Source organism: Spirosoma gilvum (assembly GCF_054776815.1).
This window is the reverse complement of the sequence record NZ_BAAHBH010000001.1, coordinates 526,032-543,087: the sequence shown is the minus strand read 5'-3', so window position 1 is coordinate 543,087 and position 17,056 is coordinate 526,032. Positions and strand designations below refer to the sequence as shown.

The 17,056-nt window shown below is 47.3% G+C and carries 14 protein-coding genes and 1 tRNA gene; 4 read left to right on the top strand and 11 right to left on the bottom strand.

The window, feature by feature from the left end; translation table 11 throughout:
- Positions 1-249 precede the first annotated feature (249 nt).
- From ACYVFD_RS02180 to ACYVFD_RS02160, 5 genes are all read right to left on the bottom strand, one after another.
- Positions 250-729 carry a hypothetical protein gene (locus ACYVFD_RS02180; RefSeq protein ID WP_461088061.1) on the bottom strand — a complete coding sequence of 160 codons (480 nt, stop codon included), beginning with the start codon at positions 727-729 and terminating at the stop codon, positions 250-252.
- A gap of 151 nt (positions 730-880) precedes the next feature.
- Complete coding sequence (locus ACYVFD_RS02175) at positions 881-2,092, bottom strand: hypothetical protein (RefSeq protein WP_461088059.1); 1,212 nt, start codon at positions 2,090-2,092, stop codon at positions 881-883.
- A 361-nt stretch (positions 2,093-2,453) separates the two neighbouring features.
- Entirely contained in the window at positions 2,454-2,594 is a 141-nt protein-coding gene (locus ACYVFD_RS02170; RefSeq protein WP_461088056.1) for a hypothetical protein, read from the bottom strand.
- A 25-nt stretch (positions 2,595-2,619) separates the two neighbouring features.
- Positions 2,620-3,213: an SHOCT domain-containing protein gene (locus tag ACYVFD_RS02165; protein ID WP_461088054.1), complete on the bottom strand. Its 594-nt coding sequence runs from the start codon at positions 3,211-3,213 to the stop codon at positions 2,620-2,622.
- Positions 3,214-3,255: 42 nt separating this feature from the next.
- On the bottom strand, positions 3,256-3,603 hold the full coding sequence (locus ACYVFD_RS02160; protein WP_461088052.1) for a hypothetical protein: 348 nt from the start codon (positions 3,601-3,603) through the stop codon (positions 3,256-3,258).
- A 284-nt stretch (positions 3,604-3,887) separates the two neighbouring features.
- Between ACYVFD_RS02160 and ACYVFD_RS02155 the strand changes: the two genes are divergently transcribed.
- On the top strand, positions 3,888-4,040 hold the full coding sequence (locus tag ACYVFD_RS02155) for a hypothetical protein (protein WP_461088050.1): 153 nt from the start codon (positions 3,888-3,890) through the stop codon (positions 4,038-4,040).
- A gap of 79 nt (positions 4,041-4,119) precedes the next feature.
- On the opposite strand, the gene ACYVFD_RS02150 is transcribed toward ACYVFD_RS02155, so the two are convergent.
- Positions 4,120-5,511: a hypothetical protein gene (locus ACYVFD_RS02150; RefSeq protein ID WP_461088048.1), complete on the bottom strand. Its 1,392-nt coding sequence runs from the start codon at positions 5,509-5,511 to the stop codon at positions 4,120-4,122.
- Between the two features lie 449 nt (positions 5,512-5,960).
- A tRNA-Arg gene (locus ACYVFD_RS02145) sits at positions 5,961-6,034 on the bottom strand.
- Between the two features lie 303 nt (positions 6,035-6,337).
- Between ACYVFD_RS02145 and ACYVFD_RS02140 the strand changes: the two genes are divergently transcribed.
- Both ACYVFD_RS02140 and yiaA read left to right on the top strand, forming a co-directional pair.
- Positions 6,338-6,640: a hypothetical protein gene (locus tag ACYVFD_RS02140; RefSeq protein WP_461088046.1), complete on the top strand. Its 303-nt coding sequence runs from the start codon at positions 6,338-6,340 to the stop codon at positions 6,638-6,640.
- Between the two features lie 75 nt (positions 6,641-6,715).
- Positions 6,716-7,102 (top strand): inner membrane protein YiaA, encoded by a 387-nt coding sequence (gene yiaA, locus ACYVFD_RS02135; protein ID WP_461088044.1) that lies wholly within the window; start codon positions 6,716-6,718, stop codon positions 7,100-7,102.
- A gap of 337 nt (positions 7,103-7,439) precedes the next feature.
- On the opposite strand, the gene ACYVFD_RS02130 is transcribed toward yiaA, so the two are convergent.
- Both ACYVFD_RS02130 and ACYVFD_RS02125 read right to left on the bottom strand, forming a co-directional pair.
- Entirely contained in the window at positions 7,440-8,759 is a 1,320-nt protein-coding gene (locus ACYVFD_RS02130) for a sensor histidine kinase (protein WP_461088042.1), read from the bottom strand.
- A 194-nt stretch (positions 8,760-8,953) separates the two neighbouring features.
- A complete protein-coding gene (locus ACYVFD_RS02125; RefSeq protein WP_461088040.1) occupies positions 8,954-11,278 on the bottom strand; it encodes a PAS domain S-box protein in 2,325 nt (774 codons plus the stop codon).
- A 554-nt stretch (positions 11,279-11,832) separates the two neighbouring features.
- Between ACYVFD_RS02125 and ACYVFD_RS02120 the strand changes: the two genes are divergently transcribed.
- Positions 11,833-12,111, top strand: a complete 279-nt coding sequence (locus ACYVFD_RS02120; RefSeq protein ID WP_461088038.1) for a hypothetical protein — start codon at positions 11,833-11,835, stop codon at positions 12,109-12,111.
- A gap of 92 nt (positions 12,112-12,203) precedes the next feature.
- On the opposite strand, the gene ACYVFD_RS02115 is transcribed toward ACYVFD_RS02120, so the two are convergent.
- Together ACYVFD_RS02115 and ACYVFD_RS02110 are read right to left on the bottom strand one after the other, a co-directional pair.
- Positions 12,204-13,892: an IPT/TIG domain-containing protein gene (locus tag ACYVFD_RS02115; protein WP_461088606.1), complete on the bottom strand. Its 1,689-nt coding sequence runs from the start codon at positions 13,890-13,892 to the stop codon at positions 12,204-12,206.
- A gap of 42 nt (positions 13,893-13,934) precedes the next feature.
- The gene (locus ACYVFD_RS02110; RefSeq protein WP_461088036.1) at positions 13,935-16,832 is read right to left on the bottom strand and encodes a TonB-dependent receptor; all 2,898 of its coding nucleotides are present in this window, start codon (positions 16,830-16,832) and stop codon (positions 13,935-13,937) included.
- Positions 16,833-17,056: the final 224 nt, after the last annotated feature.

The window sequence follows — 17,056 nt, the reverse complement described above, 5'->3', positions numbered from 1 at the left end:
GCATTTATTACAAGCCCTTATTGTTCAACCCCTTTCGTTTACTAAAAGGGCCCTGAAAAATACAACAAGCATCATATAAAATAATATTATCTCTATTTTTTGTTTATTAACCGGCAAAATACACGCAAACTCCAGGCATAAAATCATTAACAGAAAGTATAATCAACCTTTGTTAAGGCAAGGAATCAGCCTAATGCGCCGGTCTCAATTCAGAAAAGCATACAGCTCGCCAAGAGCAGAGCGTAAGGGTTATTGCAATAGCTTTATTTTTTCGTTTACCTTATTGATAAACGAATGATATTCGGCAGGCACATGCTCTTTAGCCTGGTCGATCAACCAAAATCGGCGGCTTCCGTGATAACTCAATTCGATGTACAAACCACCCCAATCGCCTGCATCGGGTTGGCCAATGACTGTTTTGGTATCCTTCCTTAGAGCGTCCGGGAAACTATCGACTATGTCCTTAACCTTATCTAATTGAGTTTGGGATAAAGCCACATAATTACCTTCATAAAAATCAGTCGATGTAGGGTATTTATCGTTCCGATCTTCCAGCAGACGATTGGGCTCCAGTTTAAAAATCTCAATGCAGCCTTCTCCCGCACATTCGCCGTAAAAATGGCCAAAGATTAAATAGTCTGACGAGGCTAGCTCAATGGGCAAATCGGTTTTACATCCACTTAGCCAGCCAACCAGCAGTGTTGTTACTACAAACGTTATCTTTCGCATTGATGTAGGTATTCAGTATATCAACTCTTTAAAGTTAGATGTCCTGATAATGACCCAAATGAATGGCAAATGGTTGGTTGTCAATTCGGCTACAGTTGATTATATTGTCGATAATGGGCGGGTAAATGTGGAATTAAAGCCTGCCAATAGCCTAATTCGTAAGGATGGTTTTCCAGGTAGTTCCGTTCCAGAACTCTTTCGTGTGCGTTGTCAGATTGTAGATTTCTAATCCTTCATAGGGCGTTAAAGCGTCTCGTTGCGTAGTAGTAAATCGGTTACCACGAACGCCAAATCGGCCGTTTTCATCAACGACCACTGTTTTTAAATTACCTGTCAAATCAGCACTGTTACTAGTCATGTCCGGCGTACGGATAGGTGTAGCGCCGTGCAATACGCTCTTGTAGCTGCTGTTGGTCGGGTCGAAACTGGCTTGCCCCTGTACCAGTGTTTGCCCGTACTGAAACAGTCCTCCTTCGATGTTTAAGGTCGTAGGAAACGTTGCATTATCCTTACATTTCACACTGAGGTTATAGCCCCTATGCGCTGCCGATATAAACGAAAGGCCTGTAAACGAGCCCATTGTAAACACCAATGGCCCATGCATGCCCACACTCACCTGTGCTCCATATCCGCCTGATGGCTGTATAATACTCTGATTATTGGCGCTAAAAATATAGGTCGAATTGTCAAGATACATTCTCCCTACTGTAACCGCATACAAATTTGAACAGGACGCCGACGGTCGGATAGTCGAGCCCTGAACAATGACATCGCCCCCATCAAGTACGATCCGATTCGAACCAGTTAAGGTTAAGTCCATCGTCGTTAGCTGTATCATTGTTCCCGGGCTGGCATATAGTGCCGCATTCAGGACCATATAGGCGGGGGTAGGATAATTTGCCGAATAGAGGAAAACGTATTTATTGTTGACCTCATGGGCTTCACTCAGTACAACCGGATTTTCTGACGACGTATTACGAATACTGACGAAATAGCTATATCCTGAACTGCCGTTTATCCATTCGATAGCCTTATCTAAGGTCTTAAACACGACTCCGCCCGTAAAGCTTTCGGTCTGAACGGTATAATCGGCCGGTTCTTTTGTGTCGTCACCATTGACGGGATCAATACTGATATTTAGGGAATTAGCCGCATTGAGTGAATTATAGGTTAACTGACCGACCTGATTGATACCGCTTATTGTTACATTGCCTGTCAGTGTTGTGCTGCCGGGCTGGTTAATTAGATCGGCCTTCAGACTACTCCTGCGTAGATGTTGGTTTACTGGACGGCTAGTTTCAGCAGGTTGACCAAAGGCAAGGAGGGTCATAAACGATAGCACGATTGACAGAATGCGTTTCATGTTGAGCTGATTACTTGATTAAACATTAACTGTTTCCAGATTGATAATGTCGTGATTGGTCTCTCTACCAAGCTTGATCCTGTTGCAAAGTAGGGGTAATCCTCGCACTAATTGCCTGTATTGTAAAGGCCGAAGGATCTTTACTTTACCTGAAAGGCCATCATGATTCACGAGAGCGCATTTTAATCTGGGGCAGTACTCTCTGCAAAAGGTTATCGTAAACCAAACTATAATGTAAAATGACTCCCCGGAAGCCCAGGGAGCCATTCTTTCCGTCAAATTACTTGTATACGAAAAGTAAGTTTTCCATCCGTTAAGCAGGAAAAGATATATAGCGACGGTGGTGTTCTATGAGCATGGGCTATTTTCGTCTCCTCCAACGTATAACCAGCCAGATTCCAACCCCAATCAATATGAGCAGCAATAGGGGTATTAGAAAACCGCCTTTGTAAACTACACCATAATAATCGCCGGGTTTCGGTTCGGGTTGAGTAGCGTTCATAGGTCAGGAAGGGTTGAGGGTGGTATTATTGATTCAGAAGCTTTTTCTTTTGAGTGTCGTATTCCTGCTGGGTTATAGCTCCTGAATCAAGCAACTGTTTAAATTTCAATAGCTCATCGGCTACACTAGCTGTTGAATGACTGACCGATGCTATTTTTCGGAACTGAGGAGGAGGCAGGAGTTCACCGGCTTCGATGGCGTTTTCAATTTGGATATAATAGCGAACACCTGATCGGAAAATCGCAATCGCTGTAGACCCACTTGTATTTAACTCCTTCACCACTAGACGGGTACCAGCGTAAAGATTGTCCAGGTAATCTTTACCCATGAATCCATTTCTACGCGCTAACGTCAGGTTGGCTGGATCCTGGTAGATAAAGGCAAACGATTTATCAGGCATAGTTCCTTTACCTAGTCGCAGGGTATCTCCAGTTTTGATCGTCCAGCCAGGGGCCATTGCAGGTTGGTAACCATAGTCGAAATCGTCGGAGCCGAGCTGTTTATGACCATGCAAATCAGCTTCTGCAACGGGCGTTGTTCGTCGTTTAACTGGTTTGTATTCGTCCTGCGCTAAAGCGATCAAAGGTAAGAAGAGCAGAAAAAGGAGCAAGTGTTTCATGATCAGGAAGGGTTGAGGGTAGTAAGCGGCCAGCCCGTCCAGTTAGAACTTGAGTTCATCGGTTTTGGTCGTGATAAACACATGGCCTAATGCACCAAAGCCAATCACTTTAGATTCCTCCCCAAAGGTCAGCTTGGTTACCGAAAAAAGCAGGTAATTGTCCCGAGTGACCAGCGTGTTGAGGATGGGTAGGGCAAAGGCCTCTTCCAGCATGGTACCCAGTGCCTTCAGGCTATTTTTCTGATTGCCTTCTTTACGTAGCTCCTCGCTGACCTTTTCCTTCAACAGCGCTTTAACCTTCGCCTTATGGACTTCAAGACCTGGATTAGTCAGCGCCAGTACCAGGACTAAGAAGCCACCTAGTAGCAGTGATAGATTGGATCTTTTCATGGTCCAGGAGGAATTATAGTGTAGGGTACTGTTAAAAATCCTCTTTACCAGACATGGCCTATTTGAAGAAGGTGTTAAGCCTGTTTTTATTTTCTTCTGCCCCCTCCATAGCTGCCATTACGAGGAACATAAGTTTTATTGCCGTGGCTGTTAATATAATGAGTTGTTCCCCTTTATCCAATGAATCATCGTATGCCCGATCGATGATTGCCTCCTAGTCTTTAGAAGGCATTGAACTTGAGTCATTTACTCAGTTTCCCCAGTTACTATGGGAATTTATCAAAGTGGTCGCTGATCCCAATAGCTGTACACTCGCCTGGAATACCATTGATCGGTTCGCCAAGGCCGATCTGGCGGAATACGAAGCGACAGCCAATGCTGAGCCCCTGGAACGACTAGAGTATAAGGTAAATTATGCCATTGAGCTGTTGCCCTAAAAAAGGGGGAGCAGACTCGGGTTAGGCCCAAGGCTTTTGTATTCGCCTGAAGTAATGTGCTAGTTCCAGGGATATAGCCTTATTTTTTGTCCAGTAGTTGGTTAACCAGTCGCTTCAACTCATCAATCTCTGTCTGCTGCTGTTGATTCTCCTTTTGACGCTGCCGGTTTTCCTGTTGCAGTGTTTGGTTGGTCTTTTCCAATTGAATACTATACAGGGTCAATTCTTCTATCTTTTCCAGCAGGGTAGCATTCATCTTTACCAGATCAATGCCTTCTTTTACAACCTGCTCTGCCGAAGGAATGCCAGGTAAATGGCCATGCTGATTAATAAAAGCCGCTACCGAGGGTAACGAACTGAGTTGATACGAAGAGGCAAACACGTTATCACTCCACTCGCTGAGGCTATTGATACGGAGTTGATAGCGGGCCTTAACGACATCGCCTTTTTCATTGACGGTCAGAAACTGGTCAGTACTGTGAATGGCTTTATTCTGGTTGGTTAGCTGGGTTAACCGAAGTCCACTCTGACCGGCTTCGTCGGCCACCACTTCCAGCTTTCGTTGCGGGTTTGAGGTGCCGATACCTACGTTAACCTCGTTTCCTAATATTAAGCTATTACTGGCGGCTACCCGGCTATTGGAACCGATGGCAATCCCATTGAAGATACCCTCGTCAGCCTGGCTGTTGTAGCCCATCAGGACGTTATCATTACCATCTGTAATGGCTGTGCCCGAGTTAGGGCCAATAATGATGTTATTACTGCCGGTTGTAACATATACACCGGCCGAATAACCCAAAAACGTATTATTATTACCTGTTTGGCTATTGATGCCTGCAAGAGCTCCCAGAAATGTATTATAACTGCCGGTTAAGCTACTACTCCCAGCAGAACTTCCTAAAAATGTATTGGAGCCCCCGGTTGAGTTAGAAAAGCCCACAGATGAGCCTACGAAGGTGTTACCATTACCTATTGTGTTATTGACCCCTGCACTTAAACCTATAAATGTATTGTTAACAGCTGTATTATAATACCCAGCATAATATCCTATAAATGTATTACCACCACCCGACGTGTTTGAGTAGCCGCTTTGTGAACCGATAAACACATTGTTACTTCCAGTATTGAATTTACCGGCCTGATACCCGACGACTACCACACCTGATCCACCCCCAACGCCTGCCTGATACCCTACGGCGACACTCTGAGTACCCGTTGTGTTGTTATAGCCTGCTCCCAGCCCTGTAAACACGTTGAACTTGCCAGATGTGTTGGAAAACCCTGCCTGGTAACCCGTAAACACATTGCTCTCGCCAGATGAGTTGATGTTTGCTCCGGCCTGAACCCCCACCAGGGTGTTAAAGGGAGCCGCTGAGCTGCCAGCAGCCGTATTGGCCACATAGTTGGTTTGTGCCAGAAGGCTCAAGGAGCCTACGTTCAGTAGGATACAGAGGTAGAAATCATATCGCATACAGGTAGGAGTTAGAACGTTCACTATTCTAATACATAATATTAGCGTTTTTCCATTTACTTTCCAGCAGGTAAGCAAACGATTATCCTCAACACCATGCCCGCGATACGGTAAAAGAATTAGTGTAACTTTTCAGCCCAGAGAAATCTGCAGGCTGCTTTGTTTGAGGGAGAAAAATTCTCCTTTCTGTCACAAATCCATCCTTTCTGCATATAAACTATGTAGACCCCTTCGAAACACTTCTCAAACTGGCACTTAACACGACATTTAAGCAACAATTCGCCGATGAGGTGGAGTAGGTTTTTAGTGACACCTATGAACTCGGCCCTGAAAAAGAAGCGGAAATTCTAAAGTAACTGGAAGCGTTGATTCAGGGCAAAAAGCCCGAAGCTGGGCCATTCAAGAAAAAAGGCAGATACGACCTTTGCCGCAACTGCCTGATTCTGAAGTGATCCCGAAGCGACTCGAACGCTTGACCGTCTGCTTAGAAGGCAGATGCTCTATCCAACTGAGCTACAGGACCTATTGAGACATTATGCATTTTTAATCGACCAGGCCATCGAATCCATAGAACGGCCTGGCTTCATATATGCGTTTATTGCTTCAAAAATACGCGCAATTCTACTATTTTACAAAAATGACTCTTTGATTCAGTAGTAGCCGAAATCTAGTTTCCACAACATATACACAGCCGCGATGTAAAAACGTGCGGTAACCATTCGCCCAGAGCGGCATTTATTTACCCATTTCTACCGATTGTTGATTTCTGATGGTTTTCGATACGGCATCCCGCCAATTTTGGGGTGTTAAAACCAGTGTAATCTTTATGATACAGGAAACCAATTATATCTGGCTTGTCCCGGTAATTCCGCTTCTGCTGGTCATTGCAGGAATCGGTCTGATCCTGTGTGATCTAAAGCCTGGTCTAGGGTTGGTCGGCCTGGGTTGGTTATTATCGGTACCAGCTATCGTGTACCTACTCATAAAATTGGTGACGATCCTGAGAGGGGCGCAGCCCGACTATTCATGGGCTCAACTGCTTGGATCATCCATTCTGGGTATCCTTGTGCTGACAGAATTTATCTGGCTTATTGTGTACGTCAAAAATTTTAAGCTTAAGTTATTCTGAATCAACCCGATGTTGCACTGACTTTATTACTTTATTTTGCTCAAACAACATTTCACCATTACAATCACTACTACAATGACACAAAAACCCTCAATGGCATTTGTTGGCGCTTCCTGGATGGCGCTGGGTGCCGGTATGTTTGGCTTCCTGGTCGGTCTTTGGCGATCCGATATGCTGCTCAATGAGAAAGGATTCTATTTCGCGGTGTTGATGTACGGTCTTTTTTCGGTTGTATCCGTGCAAAAAAGCGTACGCGACAGACTGGAAGGCGTACCCGTTACGGATATTTACTATGGATTAAGCTGGTTTTCTACAATCCTGGCTATCGTTTTACTCACCATCGGCCTGTGGAACGCCACCTTACTCCCCAGCGAAAAAGGCTTTTATGCGTTTGCTTTCCTGCTGGCACTGTTTGGAGCCATTGCTGTTCAGAAAAATACCCGCGATAGTCAATCTGCTTAATGGACTTTCTGAAACACCTGATGAACTAGTAGCGTTTCAGGCCAGATCACTTCACTAACTTGTCGGACTAATGGCATCACCAACACCTTCTAACTCATTAGATTTCTTCTTTTTAAAGCATCGGGAAAGAAGGTTTGGTTACCACCGTCCAATCAATAAGTTGCCGATTGATCCAATTATTGACTAAAATGGCGCCGATTGCGAAACTATCGGTTCTATAGTTAGCAAGCTCTTATGGGTTAGATTTAAACGCTGGCTTCCTTATGAAGGCAGCGTTTTTTTACCCATCTTATTCTATCGCTATACCAGTCAACTGTTTTTACAATACCTCGGATGCTCACAGGACAATGAGTGGTAGTATTGCCAAAAATTGCCCGTCGACCTCCTGAATTACCGGAGTCGGCTGCCCCAGCATTTGGTATTTAGTCAGGATATTCGACAGCCCAACCCCATTAGAAAGCACCCGACTGGTTTTACGCTGTATGTTGTTGCGTACCAGCAGTCGGGAATCTGAATCGATTGAAATATCAACAAAAAGAGGCTGGTCGGGTAAAGCAACATTATGTTTCACCGCATTTTCGACCAGCAACTGGAGCGTCAGTGGGGGCAATTGATACGTCTGGTATGATTCCGGGACATTCATCACCAACTCAATACCCCGGCCATGTCGGGTTCGGAGCAAATGGTAATACGACTGAATAAACGTAAGCTCAGCCCCCAGATCGGTTAGCGGTTGCTCATTAGCACGGAGTAGGTAGCGATATACCGTGCTCATTTCCTCCAGAAAAATGCGGGCTCGCTCGGGGTCCTCCTCAATCAATGAGTCGAGCACGTTTAAGCTATTGAACAAAAAATGCGGATTTACCTGCCCCTGCAAGGCCTGGATCTGCATCAGTGCTTTTTCCTGCTCCAGCCGTTGCAATGACAATTCAGCTTCCAGTTGCTTCCGATGGTGCTGTTCGCGAGCCCGGCTGAACTCCTGCTCCATCAGGGCGTGGCGAACCGCCAGTTGACGCTGACCATAATTGAGCCCCAGCGAAAAACAGATCAATTCCAGGATTAGCCCTACCTGCAAATACGCTAATGAAATTGTCCAGAACGGCCCGGATAAATCATCGGTAGGATGCCCGAAGGTTAACCCCTGACTGACCAGCGATCCGATCTGCACAAACAAGGTTCCCGCTACAAAATAGCGAGCTACCACATCTTTTAATTTTAGCAATTGATATACGGCATAAAACCCGCCCAGCGCCAGAAATGCCCGAATCACCGAAAAGGCAACCTCATAGAGTTGTGGATGCCATTCGGGCAATACAAAACAGATGATAAGTTGAATTAATACATATACAATGATCACCGCTTTGGCGTATGGAAGCAGCTTATAGAGTGCCGGCAACCGCTGCCGGATATCCAAAAACGCATCGCCGAAATCAAAGTAGATATAGAAGGCCACCATGGAAGCCGTCGCCCGAATAAATAGATGAACCTGTGGAGCTAATTCGTTTTCGAAGGTTTGTACGCGTAACAACCAGGCCAGCATATACAGGGTATACAACCCGTAGATGCGCGTACGATAGGTAATCCACTGGATGATATTCAACAATAGGATAGCCGTAACCATCCCCGCAAACACAAGCCCCCAGCTATGAAAAGTCATAGGGTAATCAGCCAAAACACGTATAGAAGCAACATAGGCAGGCACCGATCGCTATACAATCTGTCGGCCAGTGTCTGCACCCTAACACTAGTACTGCCCCTAAAACATTTGAATATATTTACAATTATACAACTTTAACCGGACACCAGGTTTTACCAAACCCAGTTTCTTTATCGTTTAACCATACATCGGCATTAAACAGGCAGATAGACACTGAATGTTGCTCCCTGGTTGGGTTCGCTGGTGGCCGTAATAGCCCCACCATGATTAACGGCCACTTTCTGACAAATGGCTAATCCGATCCCGGTACCGGCAAATTCCCGTTTGCTATGTAGTCGCTGGAAAACCTGAAAAATGCGGTCTTTATACTTCTCATCAAAGCCGATTCCATTATCGGCAATCTCAAGGCAATAATAGGATTTGGCCAGACGTGGTATGGGCAATGAAAGCGGTAAGTCGCGGGCCAATAGTTGACTGGCCTGAATCTGAATGACCGGACGGATATCGGGCCGATGGAACTTGATGGCGTTGGAAAGCAAATTCTGGAACAGTTGTCCCAGTTGTAACGCATCACCTTCAATGACCGGCAATGGGTCAATCTGAATGGTAGCCTTTGTTTCGTCGATTGCTACCGACAAATTTTCGAGTACCTCCTTGAGAATATCATTCAAATCTGCCCGCCTGTGGGTTACCTGCTGCGTGGAAATGCGGGAAAACGTAAGCAGATCTTTAATCAGCATCGACATGCGCGAACTTGCCGACGTCAGCCGATCCAGAAAATCTTTTCCCCTGTTGTCCAGCGAATCAGCGTATTCCTGTTTCAGCAGTGTACTGAATTGCTGAATTTTGCGCAGAGGCTCCTGCAAATCGTGGCTGGCAACATAGGCAAATTGCTGTAAATTGTCGTTCGAACGAATCAGGAGCTGATTGGCTTCTGTAAGCTCTTCATTGATGGCCGTTAATTCTTCATTGGTCGATTCCAATTCTTCCGTACGCTCCTGCACCTGCCGTTCCAGGGCGAGCTGGAGCTGTCGTTGCTGAGTAATATCCTTCGCTGTGCCACTTAATATGGTAGGTTTTCCATCGACATCATAAAATACGCGTCCCTGTGCATGAATGATTCGTATTTCTCCCGTAATCCGATTGATGATCGGGTGCTCATTCTCATAGTAGCCCGGTGAACCTGGTTGGATAACCGCTTCGATTGCTGCCGCTACCTGCTCTCGATAGTTGTCGGGCAGCGGGTTGTAAGCTTCATCCAGTGTCTTGGTATTTTCTGAGAAGCCGAGCCATTCCATAAACCGTTCGGAGTAGTTGAACATCCGGGTTGCCACATCCATACGCCAGGTAGCCAGTTCGGCAAGTTCGATTGTCTCAAGCAAGGCTGTTTCTGCCTCTTCCAGTTGCTGTTTGGCAACGACCAGGTCTGTCACCTCGGCAGCGGTGTTCATGACCCCGTATATATGCCCATCGACATCGTACAAAGGGGTGAAACTGTAGTTGAAATAAAACGGCTGTAGCTTGCCATCAACGTCCAGATCGACGCGCTGGTTTCGGGCATGAAATGGAATTCCTGTTTCGTACACCCGATCAAGCTGGGGGTAAATTCCCTGATCTTCCAGTTCGGGCAACACGTCGGCATACCGCTTCCCCACCACATTAGGCCCTTTTCCCCATACCTTAATGATGGCCGAGTTGACAAACTGAATCTGCATTTGAGAGCCTACATAGATACCAATGGGGAATGGCGCACTTTCAATAATGCTTCGCAGCGCCTGCTCATTAGCCGCCAGCACCTGTTCGGCCCGCTTACGGTCGGTGATATCCTGCAAGGTTCCGTTAAAGCGATACGCGATCCTGTCGGCTGTAAACCAGGCTTTGCCCTTTGCCCGTACAACCCGCTCCTGCTTCGTGATAGGATGAATCAGTGTGTAATCGATGTCATACTTCCCACCCGAGGTATACTGCAACGCCTGCTGTATAGCTTCGTTTACGCGTTGGCGATCTTTTTCTGCAACGACGCTTGTTGCCAGTGGTAAGTCAACCTGCCCATCAGTCGGCAATCCGAACCATTCTTTCAGACGGGTATTGGCCGAAAAAACGTTCGTAGCGGGGTCCAGATCCCAGGTACCAAGCTCGGTAGCGTCAATGGCGAAGGCTAACTGATCGTTACTTTCTTTAAGCTTCTGGATGGTCCGCATGTTCTCGGTGGTTTCGCTACAGGTAACCAGCACGCCTTTGATTTGGCCATCATCGGCATAAACCGGGCTATAACTGAACGTCCAGTATATATCGTCGAGCTTACCATTTCGATAAAATGGCACCAACTGGTTTTCGTACCAAACGGATTCGCCAGTGGTTATGACGTTGTCGATCAGCGGGCCAACAAAAGGCCAGATTTCTGACCAAACGGCTTTTCCGGGCTTACCCAGTGCCGGATGTTTGCCCTCATCGCCCAGGCTAATTCGAAATGCATCATTATAGAAACAGGTTAACTCAGTTCCCCAGAAAAGAAACATAGGAAAAGCAGAGTGCAATACAATTCCCAACGTAGTTCGCAGGCTCTGCGGCCACTGATCAGGGGTACCTATAGGGGTTTGTTTCCAATTGTACGTACGAGTGAGCTCGCCCATCTCACCCCCACCCTGCATAAAAGGAAATGATTGTTCAGAAGTCAATTTATCCACAGTGTGTATATAACGTTGAGTAGTAAACCGATACGCTCATGGGTATGTTTAGTCAAAACACCCGGCTTACTGGCCAATTCCGCCAAGTTAATTCAGCAATGTGACATTGCGTTATGTGGGCTAACTAGCCTGTACGCCCCCCAGTTAGTATCCAGTTTTACCTAAACCAGGATACCATGCTGGGCCAATCGGAGCGATTTGGCACTTTTTTTGCCGCTAATAACTATATGATTTTGAAACGCTTAGTGCTATCTTCTAAAGACCAGCCTAACGGTCATGACTGTGGGTCAGACAAAGTCTATGCGTTTATAAAAAGTTGATCAAATTGGCTGAAATCTGGCAAAAAATATGTCTATTTACCTTGCCTTTACTCATTCCACTTGTCTATGAACAAAGTTACGCTGATCGTTTTTTGTCTGTCGGTCCTGTTTACAGCCTGCAAGAAAAAGGAGGACGTTGAGGCCAGTCAGTGCTATGATTGTTCCATTCAATATAGCTATAAAGGGACAGCAGGTGTTTATGTGCCTGCATCCAACACCGTTACGTATGAGGTATGTAGTACGGCCGACCGGGATTCACTGCTGAAGCGCAACGGCACGTCCGATTATGGGCCGGGTGGTTTCAGCACAACCGTAACGCAGGCTATTAGTTGTACGACTAAATAAGCGAGCCGTCTCATCCTCCTATCAATAGGCCATAAAAAAAGCTGGAGCAAAGCCCCAGCTTTTTAAGCGACACCTTTATACTATTTAAAGGCTTATTTATCATAGTTTGCATTCTGTGGATCCCAGTTGGTCCAGCCTTTCGTCCAGTCGGTGGTACCAAATGCACCGATAAATGTTTCCTTCGTGAAGAAAGCATCCGCACCTTTGCCATCCCAGAGTGCTCCCGTCAGCAGGGGCGAACCCGATTGTGGTAAGAAATTAGGAGCATTCAGCGTAAAATTAGCCGAGTTGAGCAGCAGTTTGCTCAAGTCTGTGCTGGCAATAATCTGGTTTTTGTAGGCAGCGGTATTAAAGAATGCCGTAGCCTGATCGTTTGTAATCGCCTGAGCACCCCGAACCGGTGTTGTGCAGTTAGCCACAACAACACCATGCAATTGCAGGTTACCAGCCGTAGCATTATCCAGCGTATTGGTTGTACCCGTCTGCGCATCCAACCGTAGCCCTTCTGGATAACCAACCAACAACGAGTTGAAGATGCTGATCGACGTATTCCGGCGCAGGTGCATACCCGACTGGAATGGGCCACTTCCTTTAGCCGATGCGGCATTCGACGGGGTTCCAGTTGTTACAAAGTTGCTCATGTTGGCAAATACAGGCGCAGTAAGCGGCAAGCCGTTATTAGCCGCCGTTGCGGGAGCACCAGGGTTGAAGTTATCAGACTCAAAGCCATTGGAACCCGATTGGTCGGCTACGTCTGGGTCGCGAAGTGATATACCATACTGTACTTTACCCACATACCCCCAGTCAGTATCCCAATCGTCGTCCCAGCCCCGGAAAGCGATCAGGTTCTTCATATTTACCGTACCACCAAACCATTCGTAGGAATCATCACCACTATACGAAACCTGGATGTGATCAATCGTGGTACCGGCTCCTACACCATATAAAGTAAGGCCATTGATTTCGCTATTGGCGACGTTGGTCAGGGCAATACCGCCAAACTCGATCCGACAATACTGCATGACACCCGAGTTATCGTTCACATCCGTATAGGCACCAATCGTACCCGGAATACCACCTTCAAATGCCGTAGCGCTGGGTTGGTTGGTTGGCGCTTTACCGATCAACACAACGCCACCCCAGTCGCCGTAGTTACGGGAACCGGCCGCTTTGCCTGATGTGAATATGATGGGCGAATCAGCCGTACCAACCGCCATGATCTTAGCACCAGCCTGGATAATCAGCGTTCCGCCTTTGCCCTGTCCTGAAGGGTCCTGCTCTTTGGGAGCCCCTTTAATAATCGTTCCCTTTTCAATGTTCAGCGTTGCGCCTGACGTAACACTGACAAAGCCCTGGATAACGTAAATATTCCCGGCGGTCCAGTTTGTCGTGGCCGTAATATTGCTCGCAACTGTAATTACAGGTTTGTTACCCAACTGGAAGGCCGTTGTGCTGCTTACCGTTGCTCCTCCTGCTGCTACGGTGACAGGCGTGCCTGCGTTAGCCGGAACAACCACTGTCAACGATGTTGTCGACGCACCAGTTACTTGTGCAGGTACAGTACCGAAGGTTACCGTGTTGCTGGCAGGCGCTGCATTGAAGGCCGTACCTGTAATGACTACTGTAGACCCAACCGGTGCCGACGTAGGCGAAATCGACGTGATGCTCAATACAGGAGCGGGTGTATCGTCATTCTTACAGGCCGAAACAGCAGCGAACAACCCTACTACCGTCAGTACCAGATAAGACCAGCCAGCCATTCGACGGCGCACTTGATGCATTTGCATAAACATTAAATTTAAGTGAATTGGATTGGTAAAAACTTAAGGAATTATGGTCCGACGCCCGAACGTGTACACAGCGCTGAGGGTGTAATAACTCCCCCGTTTGAATCGTCGAATCGTTTGATCAGCATCAGCGGTTTGCGAGGTAACATCGCTGCCAATTTTGCCGTCATGATTGAAGTCCTGTACGAACCGGACATATTGGTTCAGGAGGTCCTGAATACCCAGCCGTAGCTCCAGCTTTTTGTTGACCTGTTTGGTCAGGTTCAGGTCTACCACGTTACGCGGCATCTCGTAAATAGTCGGGTTGTTGCGGTTCCCTACGGCAAAAATCCGTTGGCCAAACACGTTGTACAGGATATTGGCCTGCCAGCCGGAGTTTGGAGCGGTATAATACAGACCCGCATTGATCAGGTACGGCGACTGCCCCGCCAGTGGTCGCTCGGTATCGGCGATTCCACGTATATCGTATTCCCGAACTTCGCCACTCAGGTCAGGAGCCCGGACAATATCGCCGACGTTAACCAGGCTTTTGATGAGCGATACGTTACCGACCACCGACAGGTTTTGCAGAAATACACTCGATGAATTCGTAAATCCTTTGCGTACTTCAAGCTCAACGCCGTAATTCTGGGCTGAATTGGCATTGGCAAACGTATAGGCTAACCCATTCGCCTGAATCAGCAGGAACGATTCGATTGGATTGGTGAAGTGTTTATAAAAGCCCGTTATCGAGATCAGTTCATTGGGTGTTGGGTAGAACTCCCATTTCGCATCGACATTCTGGATATTGGCCGTTTTTAATGCCGTATTACCACGAATATCGGCCAGCAGGTTAAAGTCGAAATAGCTGAAAGGCGCTAATTCCCGGAATTCAGGACGGTTGACAGACGATGAGTACGCCAGTCGGAGATTGGTCCGATCACTGAGCTTATAGGTGAAATTAAGCGATGGCAGCGGACTGAATACTTTATTCGATACCAGTTGTTCTTCGGCCGTTGTTCGGGTGGCGCGTATGCCCTGATCATTGTACTCACCCCGGAAACCAAGCGTCAAATTGGCCTTCGGCCCGAAGTAGACATCGCCCGTCACATAGCCAGACAGATACGTATTAATTCCTTTGTATGAGTCCAGCGGTTTCGTTCCGTCCAGGAGCGAGAAGCCGTTCTGACCGTTTACGTTAGCCGGGCTAAAGGCCGTATTGATATCGCTGGCTTTAGCCACGGAGCTGTTCCCAACACTTTGATAGCCATAGAATCGGGCCGAATAATCCCGATTTTTCTGTTCGGCGTAGACCCCAAACCGAAGTCGATTCGGCTCGCGATCGGTCGGATTGCCAAAGGTATGTTCGCCATTGCCGATAGCCGATACCACATACTCGTGTAACTTCGAGTAAAACCGGCCCACATCAATCGGGTTCGGATCATTCGGCGTTGCAATGGAAAAGGGTTGAAGTTGGCCATCCGCTCCGGTAGCACCCGTTACGCGCTGAAAGCGAACCCGTTTCCAGTCGGGCTCCCAACGGCCCGTATAGCCAAAGCTGGCAATCCAGTTAAACTTCGTCAGTTCACTCACCGAATGTTCGCCCGACAACTGCGACGTTAGAATACTCCGGTTTTCAAACCGTTCTGAAAAACTACGAACGTCGAAACCATCCTGAATCCGCTGACCGGAACGAACCACCGTTTCGGTTGTACTCAGTTGATTGAAGAGCGTTTTCCACTCCAGTGTAAAACCGGGTGAGAAACGGGCCGTCCAGTTATGCAGTACCCCCAGGCGAGATTGCCGGGCGTAGTTCGCATCATTATAGTGTTCAGCAACAGCGTTGGCAATGGTCCCGTTGTCGTATAAGTTGAGATCAATGTTCGAGAATTGATTGGTCGTAGCGTAGTTGATACTGGTCAGGTTACTAATGCGGATATCGCCCACATCGAACCGACGGCCCAGGTTTAGGGCAAACCGAATATCGGGCGTTACGGAATAGTTTTTCAATCCCCAGGAGTTTGGCAACAACTGGGCATAGGCTGCTCGCTGGAGCGGATTTAGTGAATTGAACTCACCAAATTTGGTCGGGAAACTACTCGGAATTTGCTGATCTGCCCCCCATAAACCCAGGGCATTTAAGCCACTGCGGGTGTGAGCATGTACATTCTGAAAGGTTGTATTGGCGCGGTAGCCCACTGTAAAGCCAACATCCGTAAAGTTCTGGTCAGGTCGCCGTTTGGTGTAGATCTTGATCACCCCACCTGCAAAATCGCCGGGCAGTTCCGATGAGCCCGATTTGAACACAATCATCCGGTCGATGATGTTGCTGGGCACCAGATCGAACGAGAACGAGCGTGTGTCTACTTCAGTCGATGGGGTGATTACATCATTGATCAACACCGAGTTATACCGGGCAGCCAATCCACGAATCAGAACAAAGCGGTTATCGACGATACTCACGCCCGGAACCCGGCGAATGGCGGCTGCGGCATCGCGGTCCTGCGATTTAACGATCTGCTGCGCCGAAATCCCAACCGCAATGGGCTTCATCTGCTTGATTTCGGTGATAACGGCCACTTCGGTGTTCGTAGCGCGGTTGCCCCGGACAACCACTTCCTGAAGGGCTTTGCCTTCGGTCAGTAGTTCGGTTTCAATGACGGTTGTGTTGCCCGATTCGACCCGAACGTTTGGAATCTCTTTGGTCTGATACGAGATGTACGAGATAATCACCTTCTGGGCTCCAGCCGGAACGTTGGCAATTGAGAAGCCCCCTTCAACGTCGGTGGTCACGCCCAACTGTGTACCATCGATTCGGACTGTACAGCCAATCAGTGCTTCTTTGGTTTGGCCGTCCCGAACCGTACCACGGATGGTACCGGCTGGCCCTTGCGGGTTTGCGAATAGAGTTGTGTAAACGAGAGAGAGGAGAAAAAATACCAGGTAGCGGTTCATAAAGATAGTTTGGTGTCGCTTTCGCACCGCAAAACTATCTGGCTAATGTTACCTCAGGATTACCCCAATGTTATCATTGTTTAATCAGTTTTTAATAGAAAATGCATTGTTGTTTATTTGCTCCATCAATTAGCTTACAAACTCAAGCCATTAAGTTAACTACCTATTATTCTGCGGCTTATTGTCCCGTACTGACTATTAGCGACGTATTACGGATGAGTTCT

What these genes read in the sequence shown, in the direction of transcription:
- ACYVFD_RS02110 (WP_461088036.1), bottom strand. Translation starts at nt 16,832, where the DNA reads ATGAACCGCTACCTGGTATTTTTTCTCCTCTCTCTCGTTTACACAACT.
- ACYVFD_RS02170 (WP_461088056.1), bottom strand. Translation starts at nt 2,594, where the DNA reads ATGAACGCTACTCAACCCGAACCGAAACCCGGCGATTATTATGGTGTA.
- ACYVFD_RS02120 (WP_461088038.1), top strand. Translation starts at nt 11,833, where the DNA reads ATGAACAAAGTTACGCTGATCGTTTTTTGTCTGTCGGTCCTGTTTACA.
- ACYVFD_RS02180 (WP_461088061.1), bottom strand. Translation starts at nt 729, where the DNA reads ATGCGAAAGATAACGTTTGTAGTAACAACACTGCTGGTTGGCTGGCTA.
- ACYVFD_RS02115 (WP_461088606.1), bottom strand. Translation starts at nt 13,892, where the DNA reads ATGCATCAAGTGCGCCGTCGAATGGCTGGCTGGTCTTATCTGGTACTG.
- ACYVFD_RS02140 (WP_461088046.1), top strand. Translation starts at nt 6,338, where the DNA reads ATGATACAGGAAACCAATTATATCTGGCTTGTCCCGGTAATTCCGCTT.
- yiaA (WP_461088044.1), top strand. Translation starts at nt 6,716, where the DNA reads ATGACACAAAAACCCTCAATGGCATTTGTTGGCGCTTCCTGGATGGCG.
- ACYVFD_RS02130 (WP_461088042.1), bottom strand. Translation starts at nt 8,759, where the DNA reads ATGACTTTTCATAGCTGGGGGCTTGTGTTTGCGGGGATGGTTACGGCT.
- ACYVFD_RS02175 (WP_461088059.1), bottom strand. Translation starts at nt 2,092, where the DNA reads ATGAAACGCATTCTGTCAATCGTGCTATCGTTTATGACCCTCCTTGCC.
- ACYVFD_RS02165 (WP_461088054.1), bottom strand. Translation starts at nt 3,213, where the DNA reads ATGAAACACTTGCTCCTTTTTCTGCTCTTCTTACCTTTGATCGCTTTA.
- ACYVFD_RS02150 (WP_461088048.1), bottom strand. Translation starts at nt 5,511, where the DNA reads ATGCGATATGATTTCTACCTCTGTATCCTACTGAACGTAGGCTCCTTG.
- ACYVFD_RS02125 (WP_461088040.1), bottom strand. Translation starts at nt 11,278, where the DNA reads ATGTTTCTTTTCTGGGGAACTGAGTTAACCTGTTTCTATAATGATGCA.
- ACYVFD_RS02160 (WP_461088052.1), bottom strand. Translation starts at nt 3,603, where the DNA reads ATGAAAAGATCCAATCTATCACTGCTACTAGGTGGCTTCTTAGTCCTG.